Origin of the sequence: Synechococcus sp. PCC 6312 (genome assembly GCF_000316685.1) — a bacterium.
GTDB lineage: Bacteria > Cyanobacteriota > Cyanobacteriia > Thermosynechococcales > Thermosynechococcaceae > Pseudocalidococcus.
The window spans coordinates 435,461-454,998 of the sequence record NC_019680.1; the positions used below are offsets into that span (position 1 = coordinate 435,461).

The 19,538-nt window shown below is 50.5% G+C and carries 18 protein-coding genes; 7 read left to right on the plus strand and 11 right to left on the minus strand.

Annotation, left to right across the window (positions count from 1 at the left end):
• Positions 1 to 124 precede the first annotated feature (124 nt).
• A complete protein-coding gene (locus SYN6312_RS02080; RefSeq protein ID WP_015123207.1) occupies positions 125 to 970 on the plus strand; it encodes a Tab2/Atab2 family RNA-binding protein in 846 nt (281 codons plus the stop codon).
• On the opposite strand, the gene SYN6312_RS02085 is transcribed toward SYN6312_RS02080, so the two are convergent.
• Together SYN6312_RS02085 and SYN6312_RS02090 are read right to left on the minus strand one after the other, a co-directional pair.
• Positions 960 to 3,509, minus strand: a complete 2,550-nt coding sequence (locus SYN6312_RS02085; protein ID WP_015123208.1) for an O-antigen ligase family protein — start codon at positions 3,507 to 3,509, stop codon at positions 960 to 962. The two genes, SYN6312_RS02080 and SYN6312_RS02085, sit on opposite strands and share 11 nt — an antisense overlap.
• Before the next feature lie 12 nt (positions 3,510 to 3,521).
• Complete coding sequence (locus SYN6312_RS02090; RefSeq protein ID WP_041430517.1) at positions 3,522 to 3,935, minus strand: hypothetical protein; 414 nt, start codon at positions 3,933 to 3,935, stop codon at positions 3,522 to 3,524.
• Positions 3,936 to 4,111: 176 nt separating this feature from the next.
• On the opposite strand from SYN6312_RS02090, the gene purQ reads away from it, so the two are divergent.
• Complete coding sequence (gene purQ, locus SYN6312_RS02095; protein ID WP_015123210.1) at positions 4,112 to 4,819, plus strand: phosphoribosylformylglycinamidine synthase subunit PurQ; 708 nt, start codon at positions 4,112 to 4,114, stop codon at positions 4,817 to 4,819.
• Here purQ and SYN6312_RS02100 read toward each other — a convergent pair.
• The gene (locus SYN6312_RS02100; RefSeq protein WP_015123211.1) at positions 4,816 to 6,213 is read right to left on the minus strand and encodes a BCD family MFS transporter; all 1,398 of its coding nucleotides are present in this window, start codon (positions 6,211 to 6,213) and stop codon (positions 4,816 to 4,818) included. The genes purQ and SYN6312_RS02100 overlap by 4 nt on opposite strands.
• 223 nt (positions 6,214 to 6,436) lie before the next feature.
• On the opposite strand from SYN6312_RS02100, the gene msrB reads away from it, so the two are divergent.
• Positions 6,437 to 6,934, plus strand: coding sequence for a peptide-methionine (R)-S-oxide reductase MsrB (gene msrB, locus SYN6312_RS02105; RefSeq protein ID WP_015123212.1), 498 nt, complete (start codon positions 6,437 to 6,439; stop codon positions 6,932 to 6,934).
• A 109-nt stretch (positions 6,935 to 7,043) separates the two neighbouring features.
• Entirely contained in the window at positions 7,044 to 8,699 is a 1,656-nt protein-coding gene (locus SYN6312_RS02110; RefSeq protein ID WP_015123213.1) for an alpha/beta hydrolase, read from the plus strand.
• 7 nt (positions 8,700 to 8,706) lie between these two features.
• On the opposite strand, the gene SYN6312_RS02115 is transcribed toward SYN6312_RS02110, so the two are convergent.
• The 4 genes from SYN6312_RS02115 to SYN6312_RS02130 form a co-directional block, all read right to left on the minus strand.
• Positions 8,707 to 9,618 (minus strand): alpha/beta fold hydrolase, encoded by a 912-nt coding sequence (locus SYN6312_RS02115; RefSeq protein ID WP_015123214.1) that lies wholly within the window; start codon positions 9,616 to 9,618, stop codon positions 8,707 to 8,709.
• A 135-nt stretch (positions 9,619 to 9,753) separates the two neighbouring features.
• Positions 9,754 to 10,449, minus strand: coding sequence for a hypothetical protein (locus SYN6312_RS02120; RefSeq protein ID WP_015123215.1), 696 nt, complete (start codon positions 10,447 to 10,449; stop codon positions 9,754 to 9,756).
• 1 nt (position 10,450) lies between these two features.
• Positions 10,451 to 10,906, minus strand: a complete 456-nt coding sequence (locus tag SYN6312_RS02125) for a hypothetical protein (protein ID WP_015123216.1) — start codon at positions 10,904 to 10,906, stop codon at positions 10,451 to 10,453.
• Between the two features lie 162 nt (positions 10,907 to 11,068).
• Positions 11,069 to 11,404 carry a DUF1815 family protein gene (locus SYN6312_RS02130; protein WP_015123217.1) on the minus strand — a complete coding sequence of 112 codons (336 nt, stop codon included), beginning with the start codon at positions 11,402 to 11,404 and terminating at the stop codon, positions 11,069 to 11,071.
• 391 nt (positions 11,405 to 11,795) lie between these two features.
• On the opposite strand from SYN6312_RS02130, the gene SYN6312_RS02135 reads away from it, so the two are divergent.
• The gene (locus tag SYN6312_RS02135; RefSeq protein WP_015123218.1) at positions 11,796 to 12,242 is read left to right on the plus strand and encodes an NUDIX hydrolase; all 447 of its coding nucleotides are present in this window, start codon (positions 11,796 to 11,798) and stop codon (positions 12,240 to 12,242) included.
• Here SYN6312_RS02135 and SYN6312_RS02140 read toward each other — a convergent pair.
• From SYN6312_RS02140 to SYN6312_RS02150, 3 genes are all read right to left on the minus strand, one after another.
• Complete coding sequence (locus SYN6312_RS02140) at positions 12,239 to 13,378, minus strand: PP2C family protein-serine/threonine phosphatase (RefSeq protein ID WP_253276401.1); 1,140 nt, start codon at positions 13,376 to 13,378, stop codon at positions 12,239 to 12,241. The genes SYN6312_RS02135 and SYN6312_RS02140 overlap by 4 nt on opposite strands.
• 241 nt (positions 13,379 to 13,619) lie before the next feature.
• Positions 13,620 to 14,897, minus strand: a complete 1,278-nt coding sequence (gene ahcY / locus SYN6312_RS02145) for an adenosylhomocysteinase (RefSeq protein WP_015123220.1) — start codon at positions 14,895 to 14,897, stop codon at positions 13,620 to 13,622.
• Positions 14,898 to 14,967: 70 nt separating this feature from the next.
• On the minus strand, positions 14,968 to 15,327 hold the full coding sequence (locus SYN6312_RS02150; RefSeq protein ID WP_156804724.1) for a hypothetical protein: 360 nt from the start codon (positions 15,325 to 15,327) through the stop codon (positions 14,968 to 14,970).
• A gap of 211 nt (positions 15,328 to 15,538) precedes the next feature.
• Between SYN6312_RS02150 and SYN6312_RS02155 the strand changes: the two genes are divergently transcribed.
• Entirely contained in the window at positions 15,539 to 15,829 is a 291-nt protein-coding gene (locus SYN6312_RS02155; RefSeq protein WP_015123222.1) for a DUF3288 family protein, read from the plus strand.
• An 82-nt stretch (positions 15,830 to 15,911) separates the two neighbouring features.
• On the plus strand, positions 15,912 to 16,784 hold the full coding sequence (locus tag SYN6312_RS02160) for a M23 family metallopeptidase (protein ID WP_015123223.1): 873 nt from the start codon (positions 15,912 to 15,914) through the stop codon (positions 16,782 to 16,784).
• A 65-nt stretch (positions 16,785 to 16,849) separates the two neighbouring features.
• Here SYN6312_RS02160 and gyrA read toward each other — a convergent pair whose 3' ends face one another.
• Positions 16,850 to 19,426, minus strand: coding sequence for a DNA gyrase subunit A (gyrA, locus tag SYN6312_RS02165; protein ID WP_015123224.1), 2,577 nt, complete (start codon positions 19,424 to 19,426; stop codon positions 16,850 to 16,852).
• Positions 19,427 to 19,538: the final 112 nt, after the last annotated feature.

A 19,538-nucleotide genomic window follows, 5' to 3' on the forward strand; every position in this document is an offset into this window, starting at 1 on the left:
AATAATCTCCGTAATATCACCCTTGTCTTGTTATTAAGAGTTACTAGAATAGTCAGGTGTGTAAGGAATTTTTCCAAGAGATTCTGGTCATGTTTTCCCGCCCATTCAAATCCTCGGATAGTCAATGACTCTTTGGCAAGTAGATTTTTCGGCGCGACCCCTGACGAATCCCCAAGGTCAAACTCTCTGGGAGTTGTTGATTGTTGATCCCCTTGGCCAAATCCTTCACCAGGCCCAATGTTCCCAAGCCCAGGCCCGCCTTGATTGGCTCATCCGGCAATTGGAAATCTGTATCCAAAGAACCGGGTCATGTCCAGAGCGAATCCAGCTATTCCGCCCCCAATGCTTAAGCCTATTTGAGGTGGCGGCCAATGAGTTAAATCTAATGGTAGAGCCAACTCGTCATACCCCCGCTTTAAAACGTCTTCTCGCTGCCCAGGCCGAACATTACCCCACCGCTGCGAATTATACAGGGGAACCCTATCAGCCCTTACACATTACCTCTTTACCCCCGGTGCCGTTGCCAGATTATCTCTGGGGAGAAGGTTGGCAATTTACTGGACTGATGGCTGAGGAACTAGAAACACATTTAATTACCCAACCTATCCCAATTTTGTCGCTCAGGATGGATCTTCTCCCCAGCCAACTGGGCCTGGCAGCTAGTGTCGTCATTCCCGGAATCATCATCTACGGTGGCCGCCGTTCCATGGCCTTAGCCCGTTGGTGTCAAGAACAAAATCCGGCTGAGGTGGAGTTTATTGCCGGACAACCCGATGGTCTAATTATGTCGGCAGGATTGTGGGAACGCTGGGTTTTGGTCACTTTTGATGATCCCCAAGTCAAGCAGTCAGCCCAGGGATTTATGACTCGGCGAGCCGCTGCCCAAGGGTTACATTTCCTGATGATTCAACCGGACGAATCGGGTGTAACCTATACAGGACTCTGGCTGCTGCAACACTCTAGCTCTTGATCTGAGCCACTAGGGCCTGGCGGAGGGGTTCTAGGCTCTCATCTAAAGGGGGCAGGTAATAGGCTGTTGGCCAAATGGCACCGAGGATATTACTGGTCACTGCATTCTGGGCATCCAAATAAAAATCACTTGGTTGAGGCCCGTCAATGTGCCTGCTCAGAACCCCAAAACCAGCGCGGATATATTGCACTCCTTGGCTAGGACTTGTTTGCCGCAACCAGGTATCAAAATCTGGAGATTGTTCTATGGAGGTCATGAGTTGGCTTAGTAGCACTTCTGGGATTACCGTTTGGGTCGCCCGCAACCAGGCCTGGGCTAAAAGGGTTTTCCGATTAACCGGATCAAGCCAAGCTGCAATCAAGGCCTGGGTGGGATTCATGGCTTCTAGTCCGACTGCTGGGGGTTGGCCGTGCTGAAAGGTTACGAGCGTAAGGAGATCTGGATGGAGCGAATTGGAGGACTCTTTGACCAGTTGAGTCAGGGCCTCAGGAATACCTTGCCACCAAATTAACGCGGCATAGGCCTGGCGGGCGTATTGACCCATGGGTTCATTGGGCTGGGTCGCTGTCCGCAGTTGCCCATAAAAATCCAAAGCCTTTTCAAGTACAGGCTGATAAAAGGGAGCCATGAAGGGTTCGCGCCAAATGGTGCTGGTGATAGTAATGGGCTGGCGCAGGACTTCGAGATAGAAGCTCTGTTCGGCAAGTTGAGGCTGCTGGGCCGCTAATAAACTTAAACCCAGGCCATAAAAATTTCCCGGCCGGGCCGGCATTAGCTGAATCGCACGGGTAAAGGAAAATCTAGCCGCGCTTGGATCTTGCCGTAACAGCAACCAACCTAGGCTATTTTGACCAAACTCTAAATTTGGGGCTAATTGGTTCCCCCGCTGAAAAGCAGCAATGGCCTGATTTAAAAGTTTTTGTTGATTCTTCTGTGGTTCAGGCATCTCTAAACTGTGCCGCCCCAGATTCCAGCCCAACTGCAAGGGATAATAGGGTTCCCAAGGGGCGAGGGCCTGCGCCTGTTCCAGCTTAGTCACAAATTCCGGCCACTTTGGCGGTTTGCTGAGGAGGGCATTAAAGCCTTGACTGGATAGATTCCAGGCCTGGTGAATGGGCCAAACCCAAATCCAAATTCCAATTATTCCCACTAACCCAAACCATCCCAAACCATGCACCCATTTTGATCGAGGGGGTGGCGAGTGACTTAACCCTTGGCGAATTAGTGCAGCTAAACCGGCCAAATGCAATGCCAATAGCCCCGCAATCGCAATGTTATCAACTTGATAATCGGTGAGACTCATAATCCCATAGCTGCCCAAGGCCAGACCAACTCCCACGGCTAACCCTTGATCCGACTCAATCAGATTCGGTAACCAGGCCCGCCAGCGGATGGCCCAATAAAGCAACACCCCCACCAAAACCAGGCCACTGAGAACTCCCCAAACCCCCAACTCGGCCCAAACTTGCACCGGTGTACTGTGGAGTTGATAGGCCATTTCTGCTTCTTTCCCAGCCCAGGCCGGCCGAAACTTTTGGTAAAGCAACGGCACTGATCCCAACCCTGTCCCAGCCCCCGGTTTTGACCAGCCCATTGACCAGCCAATATTGGCCGTAATCCAGCGATAGGCTAACTCCGACGTTTCATTGCCTTGCAGCAAACCCCAGGCCGATTGCCGTAACCGGGAAGTACTCCAACCAATGGTCAAGACCACCAGCAAACTCCCCAAGCCCAGCCCCAAGCCCAACCGTTGTCGGCGTTGCAGTTTCATCGCTGTGCGAAGTAAAAAGACTGCCAACATCACTGCCCAGGCCAATAGTCCTAGCCAACCCCCGCGGGAATTTGTAAAGTAAAAGTCAATTAAACCAATTCCAAGACCTGTTACCCATAGCCAGCGCCGCCGCCCCACCTCCTGCCAGGCCAACACCCCTAACAGTGGCAGCAAGAGTAATAAATATCCAGCCACATAGTTTTGATGGCCAAAGGGGGCCCAGTTGCGCAGTTCTAAGGCGGTTAAATCCAAATTCAGTCTGATGCCCAATTCCCCCAGGCCTGCCAGGCGGGCATATTCCGGTAAAATCGTTTCGGTGAACCAGAGAAATAAACTCCAGATACTAAAGACCATCCCCAAATAGCCCTGAAAGACTAAAAGCTGTTGTCGTCGCTCGGGGGTGCGTAACCAGGCCGTCAAGGCATAGACCGCCGCAATTCCCCCAAAAGCCGCAATGGCATACCAAAGACTTTGGGATCGAAACTCCGCCAGCAAGGTCGAAATAATGATTCCTAACCCTAAAATACCCAGGCCCCAATCCAAGCCATTCCCCAAAGCAGGCCAACGCCGTTGATACAGCAGCAACCACACCAACCACAGCAATGGCAGGATCACCGTAAATTGCCAGAGAAAAACCCAGGGCCAAGCGACCATCAAACTATGGCTATCCGGGAGCAGGGTAAAAAGAACATAGCCCCCCCCCAAAAGTAAGCCGATTAACTTGCCTTCTTGGCGACTAGCCGCATCAAGCCGAGGGAGAGAAGTCATAGGTCAAGCGTACTAATACCCCATTGTGTAGGGATAGAACCCATCGCCCCACGTCCCAATGGCATCATCTGTGGGTACACCCAATTGCTCTCCATCCACCCAGTTGAAATAATCTGGACTGCCCACATAATCGTCATTGACCAGGCCCGCATCTTGAGTTTGGCGAATCAGTTCTGAAGCGGCTTGGCGTTGACTATTGGGGACACCTTGCTGAATAATTTGGTCGGCCCCCGTTAAGTTGGGTTCCGGTTGGGGTAAGGGCAGCGGTTGGGGTTGATTTGTCAAGGGTTGGCCATCTTGAATGACTGGAGCCGGACTATTTTGGGCGATAAACCCCTGTGAAGGTCGGGCAGATGTTTCCCCAGGGACTACCATCCCTAACCAGACCAATCCACAAACGGCACTGACCTCTTTCCAATCCATCATCCTCAACCCCAAAACTTCCTCCAGAATAGCCCATCCCAGATGGTTCCCGGCTCTCTAAATTAAATTACTCTCAGTGCGAGGCGTGGAACAAACTATGACGGTGTATCTTACCCAAGAATCAGCGAAGATAAAACTTGATAAACGATAGCGCGTTTTGGGGCTGGGAGGCTTGGTTCATGAAGGTTGGCATTGTCGTTTTTCCTGGCTCTAACTGTGATCGGGATGTGGCCTACGTCACGGGGGAAATCCTCGGTTGGCCGACTCGGATGATTTGGCATCAGGATACCAACCTGGGGGATGTGGATTTAGTCGTTTTGCCCGGCGGGTTTAGCTATGGGGATTATCTGCGCTGTGGGGCCATTGCCCGGTTTTCGCCTATTATGCCTGCGATCAAAAACCATGCTGCCGATGGAAAACTGGTTTTAGGGATTTGTAACGGCTTTCAAATTTTGACAGAGGTGGGCTTACTGCCAGGGGCCCTAGTGCGGAATCGGGACTTGCATTTTATTTGTGACCAGGCCCAGTTGCGGGTTGAAAATAGCCAAACCCCTTGGACAAATGCCTATACCCCCGGTCAAGTCATTCAATTACCCATTGCCCACGGCGAAGGCTCCTACTATGCGACCGCAGAAACCCTCAAGGAATTGGAAGCTAATCAGCAAATTCTCTTTCGCTACTGTCAACCGGACGGGGCTTGGGTCGAAGGGCAAAATCCCAATGGTTCGCTGCATAATATCGCTGGAATTTGTAACCAGGCCAGGAATGCTTTAGGCATGATGCCTCACCCGGAGCGGGCTGCAGATCCTCTTTTAAGGGGCCTGGATGGTTTAACCCTGTTCCAATCCCTGGTCAATCAAGACTCTTGCCGGCCTATTTCGGTCTAATCCAACTCCTGGGCCAAGATTTTGGTAATGGCGGCCGCTGACTGCTGCTGGAACTGCTTGACATCCACCTGTCCCAAGAGCCAAATCGCCAGGCCCATCCCCAGAATCGGTAAACAAAAGACCGTGGCATAAGCGAGTAAGGGTTCACCAAAAAGCCGCCGGCCCACATCCAACGCTGTCCCGCCCAACACCGTCGCTGATCCCCGCGCAATCGCTTGGGCCAGGCCCCAGGCCCCGATAAAGGTTCCGGCTGTTTCGGCCGCGGTTAAATCTAACATTAAGCTCAAGGCCCCAGTGGTCGTAATTCCGGCTGCAATCCCAAATAAGACCAGTTCTCCCAACAGCAGGGTTGAATTTCCCGTGAACCCGGCCAAGAGGAGCAACACAAAACTCACAGCCACGGCTCCACAGCCCAAACGCGTTGTCATCATTTTTCCGAGGCGCGGCACAATTAAAAAGCCGGTTAAGCTCAGACCCAATAGTGTTCCCATCCCCCAATAGGCATTCAGCCGCGTCGTTTCACTAATGGTCATCCCAAAAACTTCACCGCCAAAGGGTTCTAAGACCGGCTCCTGGATAAATAAACTGACCGTCATCAAAAGCAAAAAGCCGAAGAAAATGCCCGTTTGCCGATTAGCCAAAAGAATTCGCAAGGCCCGCCCCAAGGTAATATTTTCTGAGCTTGTCCGGGCCTGGGTGCGCTGACCATAACGGGAAAACTTAGCTTCAATCCCCCAAGTTCCAGCCACGGCTAAGCCGACAACGAGCAGCAAGACAATCAGGAATAGGCGGTTAATCGCTGCTTGTAAGTCAGCCAAGGGCGTATTGAGTTCAATTTGTTTGAGTAACCCAGCACTGAGAATCGCCCCAATCACGATCCCCACGGTCAGCATTGACCAAACCACCCCGACCAGTTGACTCCGGTTTTCCTCATCAGAGACATCCACCAACAGAGCCGCAAAGGGGGTAGAACTGGCACTGACAAAGGCTCCATAACAGGCAAAGAGAAATCCTAAACACACCATCCAGAGTGTTGTTGTGCCAGTCCAATTTGTCCCATCCCAGGCCCCGGCGACTTGCCAAATCACCTGTACCGTCAAGAAAGCCACCAGGCTAAAGGCCACTGCCCCCAACCAGACATAGCCAGTGCGGTGAAACCCTTTAATCGGGTAGGCATCGGACAACTGCCCAAACCAAACCCGGACTGGGGCCACAAACTGATGCATGGCAATGGTTAAAACCACCAAGGTGGCTGGAAGGGTTAATTCTTGGATCATGACCCGATTCAGCACCCCCAAGGTCAAAATGGACATCATCCCCAGGCCCATCTGGAATAGGCCAAGGCGAAACATCTCCCACAGGGGCAATTTGGGCAGGGTGGTATTTTCCGTCATGGCCTGTCAGTCATACCTCAACTCAGCGATTGATCCGTTGATAAAATTGATATCGAGATAACCTTGGTTCCTCCTTTAGCTAGGATGACATATTGGCAGAGGCCGCCAAGCAGATGAACCTCCGGGGTTTGGGGCAAGTTCTCAGGCATTTCTCAGGCAGGGGGGTTACCTTGAGAAGATAGTGGTTGTAGCTGAGAATTTTAGGCGCGCAAGGGTAAATCCGATGAACAAACGGACATTTCTCAAGTTGGGGATCGGTTCACTGGGCCTGGTTGGCATCGCCGAACTTTTAGGGATCAAATTATTTCCGGGGGATGCTCTGGCCAACAGCACCTTTGAAGTCACCAAGTCAGAATCAGAATGGCGAAAAATCCTTAGCCCAGGCCAGTATTATGTGTTGCGGATGAAAGGCACTGAACTACCCAATAGTAGCCCCTTAGACAAGGAATATCGGGCTGGAACTTTTTTGTGTGCAGGCTGTCAATTACCCTTGTTTAGCTCGAAAGCCAAATATGACAGTGGCACCGGCTGGCCCAGTTTTACCAAACCAATTTCGGGGGCGATTGCGACCTCTGTGGATAACTCCTTTTTTATGACCCGCACCGAAGTCCATTGTCGCCGCTGTGGTGGGCATTTAGGCCATGTTTTTTTGGATAATCGCTCAGCTTCGGGATCACGATATTGTATGAATGGCTTAGCCTTGAAGTTTGTTGCCAGTTAGAAGCCGAGACTTACCAGACTGGGGGCCAGACTAGGGGATTGATCGAGAGTTAGCCCAGGCCTGGATGTTATGCTATGGCTGAGTTTTGCTTTGGGTTGAGGATCTAATTATGGGGCGGTCAGTGGGGCAAGTTTTGGGACGTTGGACTAGCAGAGGTCTATCGGCACTGGGAATGTTGGCGAGTGTGCTGATGGCCCCAGGCCTGGCCGCTGAATCCATCACCATTGCTTTTCCACCCCTGGGTAACTTCGTCTTAACCGTGAAGGACATCGAAACCTTTGCTAAAGAAGGCTCCCCTAGCCCCGCCCTCGAACGTTTTGTCCGCCTAGTCCCCAAGGAAAACCAGGAACAACTCCGGGAAGCCCTCCAAGAGAGCATGCAGCTATCCCCAAAAACGGTTGAAGAAGCTGTTAATTCTCCTTTGGGGATTGCCCTTTTTAATCGGATTGGGCAAGTTTTACGCACCGCTGATAACCAAAACGGCTCCGTGGCCCTCAAACAAGCCTTTGTCACTGCGGCTAAGAATCCGGCCGGAATCAGTATCCTGAATGTGATTCGGGCTTTTCCGAGTCCGACTATCCAAGTTGAGGGGCAATTGGGGTTTAAAACTCTGCAAGGCTTTGTCCGGGTGACTGAAAATCAAAATCGAGTTGTGGCGGCCCTGGCAAAATCAGCCAGCGCTAGCCGCTCTCCAGCCATCCCCGCTAACCTCCCTAACCCCGCTGAAAACGGCTCCTACACCTGGGAGAAGAAAAGCCTGACCTTTCTGAATCCCAACCGCGATAACAAGCCAATTCCCGCCGAACTCTATTTACCGAAGGGGCTGACCCACCCCACCCCTTTGATTGTCATCTCCCATGGCCTGGCTTCCGACCGGTTTACCTTTACCTACTTGGCGGAACACTTTGCCTCCCAAGGTTTTCCAGTGGCGGCTATTACCCATCCTGGCTCCGACTCCCAGCGGTTTAAGTTCTTTCTATCGGGGACTGAAATTGACTATCGAATCATTCCATCTGACCTCGTTAATCGGCCTCTGGATATCAAATACTTTTTAGATACCCTGTCCAAAACTGCCACACCGGATTGGCAAATTAACCTGAATCAAGTCGGTGTTTTAGGGCATTCCATGGGCGGTTATACGGCATTAGCGGTGGCTGGGGCGGGGATTGATCGGACTTCTATTCAAAAAGAATGTAACCGCATCCGGGATGATCTCAATTCCTTCAACATTTCTGCCCTTCTCCAATGCCGGATACTCGGTGTACCCAGTGTGTCCGAACAGTTACGGGATGAACGGGTCAAGGCGGTGGTGGCCATTAATCCCATTGGCAGCATCATCTTTGGCCAGGCCGGCATCTCTCAAATAAAAATTCCCACACTCATTGTTGCGGGCAGTGAGGATATTTTTGCGCCCCCCTTAGATGAGCAATTTATCCCCTTTACCTGGCTCACAACACCGGATAAGTATCTGGCGGTTATGAATTTGGGCACCCATTTTTCTGTGTTGCAACCTGGTGAAACGGGGGTTTTCCCAGTCCCCAATGATTTAATTGGCCCCGATCCCACGAAGGCAAAACCCATGGTTAAAGGGATTACCTCGGCCTTTTTCCAAACCTACATCACCCCCAATCCAGAATTTCAGGGGTTTTTGGGGCAAAAATTTGCGGGGGGCCTGGCGACTAATCCCTTCTCTCTCTACATGATTCGGGAACTCACCCAAGCGCAAATTAACGCTGCCATTGCTGGGGGACCAACCCGACCTTAGGTTGTGCCTAACTGTTTGTTAAGGGCAGGGCATCTCCCCGGAGGAAGTTAATCAGTTCACGATTGACCAAGTCCGGGACTTCTTGCATGGCCCAATGACCACAATCATTGAGCAGGCGTAATCGCCAAGGGCCGGTTAACAGGTGTTCTAAACTTTCGGTCAACGAACGACTTACCACGGGATCATCCGCCCCCCAAAGGACAAGTGTGGGGATGTTAATCTGCTGGACTTGGTTGCGAAATTGGGGCCACCAGGCCTGGGGCAGAAGGAGATGCCGATAACTTTGAAGGGCCCCAGAAATGGCCCCAGCTTTCTCTAAGGCAGACTGATAGATTTGCAGGGTGTCATTGGAAAAGGCGGCTTTACGAATCGAGTAGCGTTGAAACCAATCCTGAATAAACCCCCGTAAATTGCTACCTAGCCAATATTCCGCCAGGCCGGGAACTTGACAAGCCAGGAGGGGCCAGCGCCGCCACAGGTGATCCAACTGGCCCCAAAGTTCCCGAAATAAGCCATCGGGAGGCGGGGCATTGAGGACAACCAGCTTACCAAGGGCCTGGGGAAAGTTTTGGGCTAAATACCAGGCAATCACACCGCCGCAATCATGGCCGACAATATGGGCCCGTTCATAGCCGAGGGAAGTAATTAAGCTTAAAATATCTTGGCTGACGGTCTTGAGATCATAGCCCTGCTTGGTTTTTTCAGAATCGTTATAGCCCCGTAAATCTGGGACGACCACCTTAAAGTGACGGGCAAGGGCTGGTAACTGGAAGCGCCAGGAATACCAGAACTCAGGAAACCCGTGCAGGAGAATCACTAAATCTCCTTGGCCTTGGGTGACATAGTGTAAGCGAACTTGATTAGTTTGATTAACGTTAATGTACTGATGCTGCCAGGCCTGGGTATCTAATGTCACCATAATGATCCGAGCGATTAGACAAAAGCTCGCTCTAATTCCTGTATCCAGGGTAACACTTACTACCAATAGTGTTCGAGTGGTGGCCTCTCAAAAGAGCAGAATATTATGAATAACGATAAAAAGCGAGCAAGTAAGCTATCTTTTTACCCAACCCTTGGCAGTGCATTTGCCGGATGAATTGATTTTGAAGAACTTTTCAGAGCAAAAATATTCATTCCATAGTTGTACAACACCTGATTTTATATATTTTAAGTCTGAAATTGGATAGCATTCTATTTTTTCCGTTGCAAAGTTTGCGCCGCAGTATTGCTTGTTTTTGATTTCAATAAACTCGCTGTTGCCAAAGTACCGACCACTAGGTATTTGGGAAGTTGATTGCGAATGATCTGGATACAAATGCACGATGGTATGTTTCACACCTGTGCTATCTAAAAAAACAAGATCCATTAGAGTTGGAGAATTGAGTCTTTTGATTGGTTTGCCATCATAAAAAGCCCTTCCCGATTTAAATGTAGCAACTTTGTGAATTTTGCCGCTTTGGGTTCGGTAATAGGTGCATCCGCTATCAATTTCTAACACAAGATACTTTGCTTCTTCGCCGTCAAAAATGGCTCGACCAATTCCTCCAGTTAAGCCTCCTGTCTTCTGGACTGCGATATATCTTGGAATATTAAAGTAACGATCGCAGTCGGGATAGTTAACCCCACCCCGAAATTGTTCATAATCTTTTACTGTAGGAACAGAAATTGCAGGTTCAGCATATATGAGAGCTAGGCAAATAAAAGAAAAGCCCAAGAAAATGTGATGATGTTGGAGTTTCTTGAAGCTCACCCTACTTCCCTACCTTAAATCCACTGACTGTCCCATGACATTCAACTTCTTTTCCGCCTTCAATGAAATGTTGCACAAACTGTCCTGATAATTGCCCCCGTCGTAACACTCCCTTCATAGAAATATCTCCAGCAGTCCCTACCCATTGCATTGGCTCTGCACTTGGTTCTACCCGCCCCGAAAAAATCCCACTCTTTCGACCACCGCCAGACCAGACAAAATCTCCTGAGACCATTGTGCCATCAGGATTGATCTTGATCCCCTTCCACTCTGTTCCTCCAGTTTTGCGACAGCCAAAGCGGTTGTTGTCCACGCTATACCATGTTGAAGCTTTCTCAGTTTGAAGAGTAAAGCTATAGGATCCAGCAACATCTACTAAGGGACAGTTGGCCGCCTCCGCTATAAGGACAAAGCTTAAGGTGAAGAAAACTGTAGAGGATGTGGCAAGTTTAAGCATGGGGAATTGACAGTGCGACTGAATAATTCATCGTTATTACGTCTAATCATTTCTCCCTGAATATATTCTCGATTTTAATGAGGCAGTCGGTCAACTAAATAGTTAACTTTGAGACTGACTAAGATTAGCAGCTTAATGGGACAGATCGATTGCTCCCTTAACTCAGTGGATCAAGGAGACTTGAGGAGATGGGGCCTGGGGTTGCTTGAGCAGATTGGCCAGTTCTTGGAGTTGACTGATGGCTTCCGCCCCTTCAAGTTTCATCAATTCCCGGTCATCCCGCATTTCTGTCCAGGTGATCCCGTAATCGGAAACTAAAAACCGAATCAAATGTCCGTCCGCCAAACTAACCATGAAAGAGGCACTGTTTAACTCTCCTCCACAGGTGTAACAAGAAGCCAAAAGGCCGCGCTGTTCAAGGGCGATAGCCAAGGCCTGGAGATCAAGCACCAACTCCCGGATAAAACGCCGATGTTGGTCAGCAAGTCGAGTGAACACAATAGCGCTCCTGAGTATTTCTACTGTACTGAATCATAGCAAATATTAAAACAAAATTAAGAATTTTCAGGTTCTTTAGTAGCCCGATATACTGATTAGAGTCAATTTCAGGCTTTCAAGCTGGGGATCAAGAAAAATAGATTCATAGTGTATTGGTTAATAAAAATATAATTAGTGATTCAGCTAGTTAAAAAAGATTTAAAACTGTCACTGCCTAAGGAAGCAGGTTTTTGGCAAGACGGGCGCAAAAAAACTAAAGTTCCGTCTTCTCAAAGATGATTTCTATTGTACCTTAGGGCATTATGGTTTCTAGATATCGTCATAAAAGTCACCGATTGACAATTTTGATACTGTCTTTCATGATTCTCATCGTTTACCGCTTTAACTTGCCATGCCATCTTTAACGCCTGTGGCAATTGCGATCCTGCACCAAGGTGGTCAATTTTTGATGCAATTACGGGATGATCTGCCAGGTATTCTCTATCCCGGTCATTGGGGGCTGTTTGGAGGGCATTTAGAAGCTGGTGAATCCCCGGAAGCTGGCCTGCGGCGGGAACTGTTAGAGGAAATCAGCTATTGTCCTCCCCAGGTGCAATTTTTTCGGATGTACAACGATGAACGGATTAGTCGTCATGTCTTTTGGGGCCATTTGACGGTGGGCCTGGAGGAACTTGATTTAAGGGAAGGGTGGGATTTGGCCTTGCTCCCAGAAGCAGCGATTCGTCAAGGTTATTTCTACTCCCCCAAACCCAATGCCGAAAAACCCTTGGGCACTGTCCACCAAAAAATTATCCTCGACTTCATAGATGCAAGCCATCTTCAAGTAAGGCTGGGCTAAAACTGCACTTGGACGAGGGAGATATCATCTACCCCCATGGCACCTGGTGCACTGATCCCCTGGATTTCCGCAAGAATGATATCCAAGTTGGACTTTTCGGGATAATGGCGCGCGAGGAGACTGCCAAATTCCTCTAACGTCCAGGCCTGGCCACTAACCGTATTAAATTCATAGATGCCATCACTAAAGACATAGAGCATACTTCCAGGGGCGACTGGATGGGTTGCGGTCTGGTACGTAACATCATCAAACATTCCAATTGGCAGGCTAGGGGTCTTGAGGGGGGTAACTTGGATATTCTGCTCCAAATCAGGGTGAATTAAGAGGGCAGGGGGATGGCCAGCACTGGCGTAGGTGAGATATTGAGATGACCGGTTATAGACTCCGTACCAGATGGTGAAATATTTGTCGTTCTGATCGCTCATTTGAAACCCATCATTGAGGAAGGAGAGAATCCGGGCTGGGTGATAAAAATCTTGCGGCACAGACTCTTTTTGGGAACGCAGCAGATTCAGGAGAGAAACCGAGGGTAAGGCAGCCCCCAGGCCATGGCCAGAGACATCTAATAAAAATAGGACGAGATGGGTTTCATCCAACCAAAAAAAGTCGCAGCAATCGCCACCCAGTTGACTAGAGGGAATAAAGCGCAGATCAATGTTCAGCGGGGCTGCCACCGGTTTGGGCAAGAGCGACCGGACATAAATCGCCGCCTCGTTGAGTTCTGTTTCGAGGAGGTGCTTTTGTTCTTTTAGTTCTTGGTTGGCCTGATAGAGCCGCAAGCCTGCTTGTACCCTGGCCCGCAGTTCATCCCGCTCAATCGGTTTTGATAAAAATTCATCAGCCCCTGCATCCAGGCCCCGAATCCGGTCGGCAATATCGTCTTTGGCTGTTAGTAAGACAAAAAAGATTGAAGCCAAGTCTGGATCTGCTTTAATCCGCCGACATACCTCTAATCCATCCAGGCCTGGCATCATCCAGTCACAGATAATTAGGGCGGGCTGAATCTCCCTAGCCGTGCTGATCCCGGCTTCCCCATGATTTGTAGTGGTGACTTCATACCCCTGGTTGCGCAGATTCTTAGCCAGGATCAAGCGGGTTGTCGGATCATCATCAATAACCAGAATGTGATATGCCACGCCGAAAACCAGTCCCATTCACCACTAGGTTCACCCTCAGACATCGCTAAGCATTGTCTTACAGAGACGGGGGGGCTAAACAGGTAAAACCCTCATCCCCTGGCCATTCCCCCACAACTGATGCCTCCTTGTCTGAAGCACAAACTGAGGCGGGCCACAACCGTGTGGATCAGACAACATCAGCCCAGCTTGCCTTTCAGAATACTTGAACTTTAGCGCAATGGGAAAAATTCTGGAGAATTTAGGTTCCCGATGTCCAGGAGTTGATGTACTCAATTTGGGCCGGGGTCAGGGTATCAATGGCAATTCCCATGGCCTGGAGCTTAAGGCGAGCAATTTCTTGATCCACTTCCTTGGGAATGGCGTGAATCCCCGGTTGGAGTTGCCCTTGATTTTTAACCAAATATTCAGCGGCTAGGGCCTGGTTGGCAAAGCTCATATCCATCACCGCACTGGGATGGCCTTCCGCAGCCGCGAGATTAACCAACCGACCTTCCCCAATCACAATAATGGATTTACCACTGGCGAGACGGTATTCTTCAGTAAAATTCCGCACAACCTTCACTTCATGGGTAACGGATTTTAGGGCTTTAAGATCAATTTCAATGTCAAAGTGACCAGAATTACAGACGATCGCGCCATCCTTCATCACCGCAAAATGTTCGGCCCGGATCACGTGCTTGTTGCCTGTCACCGTAATGAAAATATCCCCCACGGTCGCAGCTTCAGCCATCGGCAGTACCCGGAAACCATCCATGGCCGCTTCAATGGCCCGCACGGGATCAATTTCCGTCACCACCACGTTTGCGCCCATACCCCGGGCCCGCATCGCTGTTCCTTTGCCGCACCAGCCATAGCCAGCCACCACAATGGTTTTACCGGCCAACAGAATGTTAGTCGCCCGGATAATCCCATCAAGGGTAGATTGCCCCGTGCCATAGCGATTATCAAAGAAATGTTTGGTATCGGCATCATTGACATTCATGGCCGGGAAGGTGAGAACCCCATCCCTATACATGGCCTGGAGCCGGACAATCCCGGTGGTGGTTTCTTCGGTGGTGCCAATTAGGTCCGCAATTTGGTCTTGACGTTCTTGAATCAGGGTGGCAACTACATCACAACCATCATCAATAATGATCTGGGGACGATGATCTAAGGCAATCTGAACGTGACGAGAATAGGTGGCGGTATCTTCACCCTTAAAAGCAAAGACAGGGATTCCATAATCCACAACGAGACTGGCGGCGACATCATCTTGGGTGGACAGGGGATTACTGGCAATCAAAACGGCATCGGCTCCAGCACTTTTGAGGGCAATGGCTAGGTGGGCAGTTTCAGTGGTGACATGGCAGCAGGCGACAAGGCGAATTCCGGCGAGGGGTTTTTCTTGGCTGAAGCGATCCCGGACTTGTCGGAGGACTGGCATTTCCCGGCCGGCCCATTCAATGCGTTGCTGACCGAGGGGAGCTAGGCCAATGTCTTTTACGTCGTATTGGAGTTTTACGGGAGTCGCAACCATGCAAAAATTTCCCAATGGCTAATATCTGCTTGCCTATCATAACTGGATTACTCGGTCTTGCGTTAGGGGGCTACTTGGCTGGCCGGCGTCTTGTCCAACTGAGAATCGTGCCGTCAGGGGTCACAGACAGGTGAACGGTGCTAATTTCTAGAACGTCACCTTTGCGACTTTGAAAGCGAAATGCACAGAGATCCACCCCAGACAGTTCACAGCCATAGAGTTCTGAGTAGCCCTGTTGATTGAGAAGATAGCGTTCTAGGGGTTTGAGCCTGGGGGATTCTAAAAGACTGGCATTGGGCAACAAGATCCAGCCCCGGCTCAGTAATTCTTGCCGGACTTGGGGATACATGACTCCGGTTTTGATCCTGGGTATGGATTGTCCCCAGGCCTGGCCCATTGAGAGCCAATTGATTCCGAAGAGGATACCCATGAACCCCAGTTTGGCTAGTCCCAAGCGTCTCATCACGGCGATCTCTGGTTTTTTCTGAGAAGTTAACGCTGGAATCGGGGATGTTTATGCACAGACTGAGGCCAGACTTACCTGGGGGTGGGGTTTAGCCCCTAGAATTTAAGAGCATGGGCCTGGCTACGGTTGGAGTCCCGCAAATCTTGCCCCTGAAGTTTTTGTTTCTCTATTCCTTATGTCCGTAACGTCCCAGAAAATCCAACAACACCCCCAGGCCAGCCAAGATCGGGCCATCAGCCAACGGCTGTTAACGGAAGAGCCAACGGATTTGAATTTGGTGGAACTGGCCCGGCTGCGAATTCGCTATCAAGGATTTCCAGGTGCAACGGATATCAAAGCTGATTTGGATCAAGCTCTGGCCTGCTGGCAACTCTCTGAACCAGAACTCTTTGCCCGTACCCGTCAACTCCATCAACAGGGGGGGCTATATAAGCCTCGGAGTACAAAGAAGGATGATTGGACATAGAGCTAGGGATTAGACAGGAGCCAAGACGAAGCCTTACCCTAAACCTGAATGACGCTCTCCTAACCACCTGGATGTACCACTGATGAACCAATTGCCATGCTGGTCTAGTTACACGGTTATTTCTGGCCTGGTGTTTACTGCTGTGATGTTTGCACCGGTCAGGGCCTGGGGCTTAGAGGCGCAGGTGAGTCCCAGTCAAGCGGTTTTAGGAGATACCCTGTCGGTCACTATTACAGCGGCAAGTCCAGCGGGGCAGGCTCCAATGCTCCAATTCGGGCACAAAACTTATCCGGCTTTTCCCTTGGCTGATAGTCGCTGGCGAGCCTTGATTCCAACAACTCCTTTGGATAGCCCTGGCCGGAAACCCTTGACGATTTCTGATGGGGAAACAACTCGTAATCTTCTCGTTTGGGTCGAGAATCGCAGTTTTCCAGTCCAACGCATTTGGCTACCTCCGGGGAAAGATAACGAGGGGACAGCTTTAGAATTTGATCAGGTGGATGCGTTCAAAGCCCTCGTCACCCCTGAAAAGTTCTGGCAGGGTCGGTTTGTGCGTCCCAATGCTGGCCCAATCACCACAGGCTATGGGGTACGGCGATACTACAACGGAGTGTTTGCCCAGGATTATTTTCATCGTGGTTTGGATTATGCAGGCCCAACAGGCTCTCCAGTGGTAGCTGCTGCCCGCGGACGAGTGGCCTTGGTCGGCCGGGAAAAGGATGGGTTTCTAATTCACGGGAATGTTATTGGCCTGGATCATGGTCAGGGAGTTTTGACTATTTACCTGCATCTCAGCCAAATTCGTGTCAAGGTGGGGGACTTAGTGACAGCCGGACAGCCGATTGGTACGGTCGGGAATACGGGAGCCTCAACGGGGCCGCATCTGCATTGGGGACTATATGTGGCTGGACAGTCCGTTGATCCCCGTTCATGGCTGACACAGGGGTGGGAGTAAAGTTCTCTTGCTCAATCGGAATCAAAAGCCTTTGGGAGACTTCAAAAATGGCAGTTTCTCTCTTGCTAACTCCCTTCTCCTGTTCCTTCGGCTTCGATACTCCCGGGAGGAACAATGGCCGCGGTGACAATCACATCATCCTCATCTAATCGTTGCAGGCGAACTCCGGTGGCTAAGCGTGATTGAGAAGAAATAACATTCACGGCCTGGCGAATAATAATCCCGCGACTGGTGACAATCATCAATTCATCGTCCAAATTTACTACCCGCAACGCTGCCAGCTGATCCGCTGTGGTTTTGGATTTGAACTTGGTGGCCATCAACCCCAGGCCCGCCCGATTTTGCAAGCGAAACTGATTGACTGGAACCCGTTTGCCAAAGCCATTCGTGGTCACAACCAAAACCCAAGGGCCGGGATAGCTGGTGACGGCCTCGGTATCTTCGGTTTCTGGGGATTCCCCCTCGGCCTGATCCGCAAAAGTGTTGACAATTTCCGCGGGAATAATGTCCATCCCCACCAGTTCATCGCCAGCCCGCAAAGCCATGGATTTCACGCCACGGGTAGCACGACCAAGCGGCCTAAGTTGTTCATGACTGGCCCGGAAATGAATCGCCATCCCAGCCCGAGAGCCGATGATAATGCTGTCTGAGACCTTGGCCCGCCGTACCCAACGCAACTGATCCCCTTCTTCCAGGGAGATTGCAATGAGGCCATTGGAGCGAATGTTACTAAAGGCAGCCAGGGCCGTTTTTTTGATGTAGCCCTTGGTGGTCAGCATTACCAGGTATTCATCTTCAGTAAATTCTTGGACGGCAATTACCGAGGTAATTTTTTCTTCCCGGGGAATGGGTAACATTTGCACCAAGGGTGTGCCACGGGCATTTCGGGAGCCAATCGGGATTTGATAGGCCGGCAGGCCATAGACCACTCCCCGATCACTGAAGAACAAAATCTGGTCATGGTCATTACAGCCAAAGAAATGCTCGACCCCGTCATCTTCTTTAATTTGGGCCCCTTTGCGTCCGCGGCCATCCCGGCTTTGGCTCTCAAAGGTATCCACGGGCATCCGCTTGATATAGCCTTGCTGGGTGACTAAAATCACCGATTTTTCATTGGCAATCAAGTCTTTGGTCAGGAGTTCGCCATCGTCTTGAATAATGATCGAGCGGCGGGGCGAGGCATATTTGGTTTTGATTTGGGCAATTTCTGTGGCAATGATGTCGAGGACGCGTTCCCGCCGTTGCAAAATGTCCTGTAAATCAGCAATTTGGGCCTGGAGGTCTTCATGTTCCCGTTCGATTTTTTCGGCTTCCAGGGCTGTTAAACGCCGCAGTTGCATCTGTAAAATCGCATCGGCCTGGGGTTCACTGAGTCCATAGACTTGCATCAGTTCTTGTCGGGCCAGGCCTGTATCCCCAGACCCCCGAATCAGGTGAATTACTGCATCCAGGTTTTCCAGGGCAATCAATAACCCTTGAAGTAAATGATCCCGTTCTTCCGCTTTGCGGAGGTTGTGGCGGGTGCGGCGGGCAATGGCTTCTTCACGAAACTCTAAAAAGACTTCTAAAAACCGTTTCAGTGTTAGGAGTTGGGGGTTACCGTTGACTAGAGCCAGCATATTGGCCCCAAAGTTCATTTGCAGCGGTGTTTGCTTAAACAGGTTATTCAGCACTACGCGGGGATAGGCATCGCGTTTGAGTTCGATCACCATCCGCAGGCCATCGCGGTCGCTTTCGTCGCGAATATCGGAAATGCCTTCCAGTTTTTTGTCATTGACTAGTTCGGCAATTTTCTCCATCAAGGCCGCTTTGTTGGTCTGATAGGGCAATTCGGTAATAATAATTGCTTCTCGAGCTGGCCGGCCCGGGTTTTCCAGGGTTTCAATATTGGCCACCGCCCGCATTGTCACAGAGCCACGCCCAGTCAGATAGGCATCGCGAATCCCAGCTCGTCCTAAAATTTGCGCGCCGGTGGGAAAATCGGGGCCTGGGATGTATTGCATCAACTCCTGGTCTGTAATCTCAGGATTGGCAATTAAGGCGGTCACTCCATCAATGATTTCTCCGAGGTTATGGGGCGGAATATTCGTGGCCATCCCCACCGCAATCCCAGAGGAGCCATTCAGCAATAACTGGGGAATCCGGGCCGGCATGACCAGGGGTTCTTGTTGGGAGCCGTCAAAGTTATCGCCAAAGTCAACGGTTTCTTGTTCGATGTCTTGCAGGAGCGCATCACTGGTCAGGGCTTGCAACCGACATTCGGTATATCGCATTGCGGCGGGTGGGTCATTGTCAATCGAACCAAAGTTACCGTGACCGTTAATTAAGGGATGCCGCATCGAAAAATCTTGGGCCATCCGCACCAAGGCATCGTAAACTGCCGTATCGCCGTGGGGGTGATATTTACCAAGCACTTCCCCAACCACCCGAGCGCATTTCCGAAACGGCCGATCGGCACTTAAGCCCAATTCGTGCATGGCATACAAAATCCGGCGATGGACGGGCTTCAGGCCATCCCGCGCATCCGGTAAAGCCCGGCCGACAATCACACTCATGGCGTATTCGAGATAGGAGCGAGAAATTTCTTCCCGTAGCTCTGTCGGAATAATCCGTTCTGGAGTCGCACCCGAGGTAAATGTCATAGGGCAAACCGAATTAAATGCACGATGAAAACCTTAGAATCCGCTAGTTTTTGGGGCAATTGGTAAGCTTTGCACGCCAGTTTTAACGAACTCATCAGGTATCTATTTTAAC

Bases quoted from the DNA above. Each gene is read 5' to 3' on its own strand.
- SYN6312_RS02080 (WP_015123207.1), top strand. From the start codon at position 125: ATGACTCTTTGGCAAGTAGATTTTTCGGCGCGACCCCTGACGAATCCC.
- SYN6312_RS02085 (WP_015123208.1), bottom strand. From the start codon at position 3,509: ATGACTTCTCTCCCTCGGCTTGATGCGGCTAGTCGCCAAGAAGGCAAG.
- SYN6312_RS02090 (WP_041430517.1), bottom strand. From the start codon at position 3,935: ATGATGGATTGGAAAGAGGTCAGTGCCGTTTGTGGATTGGTCTGGTTA.
- purQ (WP_015123210.1), top strand. From the start codon at position 4,112: ATGAAGGTTGGCATTGTCGTTTTTCCTGGCTCTAACTGTGATCGGGAT.
- SYN6312_RS02100 (WP_015123211.1), bottom strand. From the start codon at position 6,213: ATGACGGAAAATACCACCCTGCCCAAATTGCCCCTGTGGGAGATGTTT.
- msrB (WP_015123212.1), top strand. From the start codon at position 6,437: ATGAACAAACGGACATTTCTCAAGTTGGGGATCGGTTCACTGGGCCTG.
- SYN6312_RS02110 (WP_015123213.1), top strand. From the start codon at position 7,044: ATGGGGCGGTCAGTGGGGCAAGTTTTGGGACGTTGGACTAGCAGAGGT.
- SYN6312_RS02115 (WP_015123214.1), bottom strand. From the start codon at position 9,618: ATGGTGACATTAGATACCCAGGCCTGGCAGCATCAGTACATTAACGTT.
- SYN6312_RS02125 (WP_015123216.1), bottom strand. From the start codon at position 10,906: ATGCTTAAACTTGCCACATCCTCTACAGTTTTCTTCACCTTAAGCTTT.
- SYN6312_RS02135 (WP_015123218.1), top strand. From the start codon at position 11,796: ATGCCATCTTTAACGCCTGTGGCAATTGCGATCCTGCACCAAGGTGGT.
- ahcY (WP_015123220.1), bottom strand. From the start codon at position 14,897: ATGGTTGCGACTCCCGTAAAACTCCAATACGACGTAAAAGACATTGGC.
- SYN6312_RS02150 (WP_156804724.1), bottom strand. From the start codon at position 15,327: ATGGGTATCCTCTTCGGAATCAATTGGCTCTCAATGGGCCAGGCCTGG.
- SYN6312_RS02155 (WP_015123222.1), top strand. From the start codon at position 15,539: ATGTCCGTAACGTCCCAGAAAATCCAACAACACCCCCAGGCCAGCCAA.
- SYN6312_RS02160 (WP_015123223.1), top strand. From the start codon at position 15,912: ATGAACCAATTGCCATGCTGGTCTAGTTACACGGTTATTTCTGGCCTG.
- gyrA (WP_015123224.1), bottom strand. From the start codon at position 19,426: ATGACATTTACCTCGGGTGCGACTCCAGAACGGATTATTCCGACAGAG.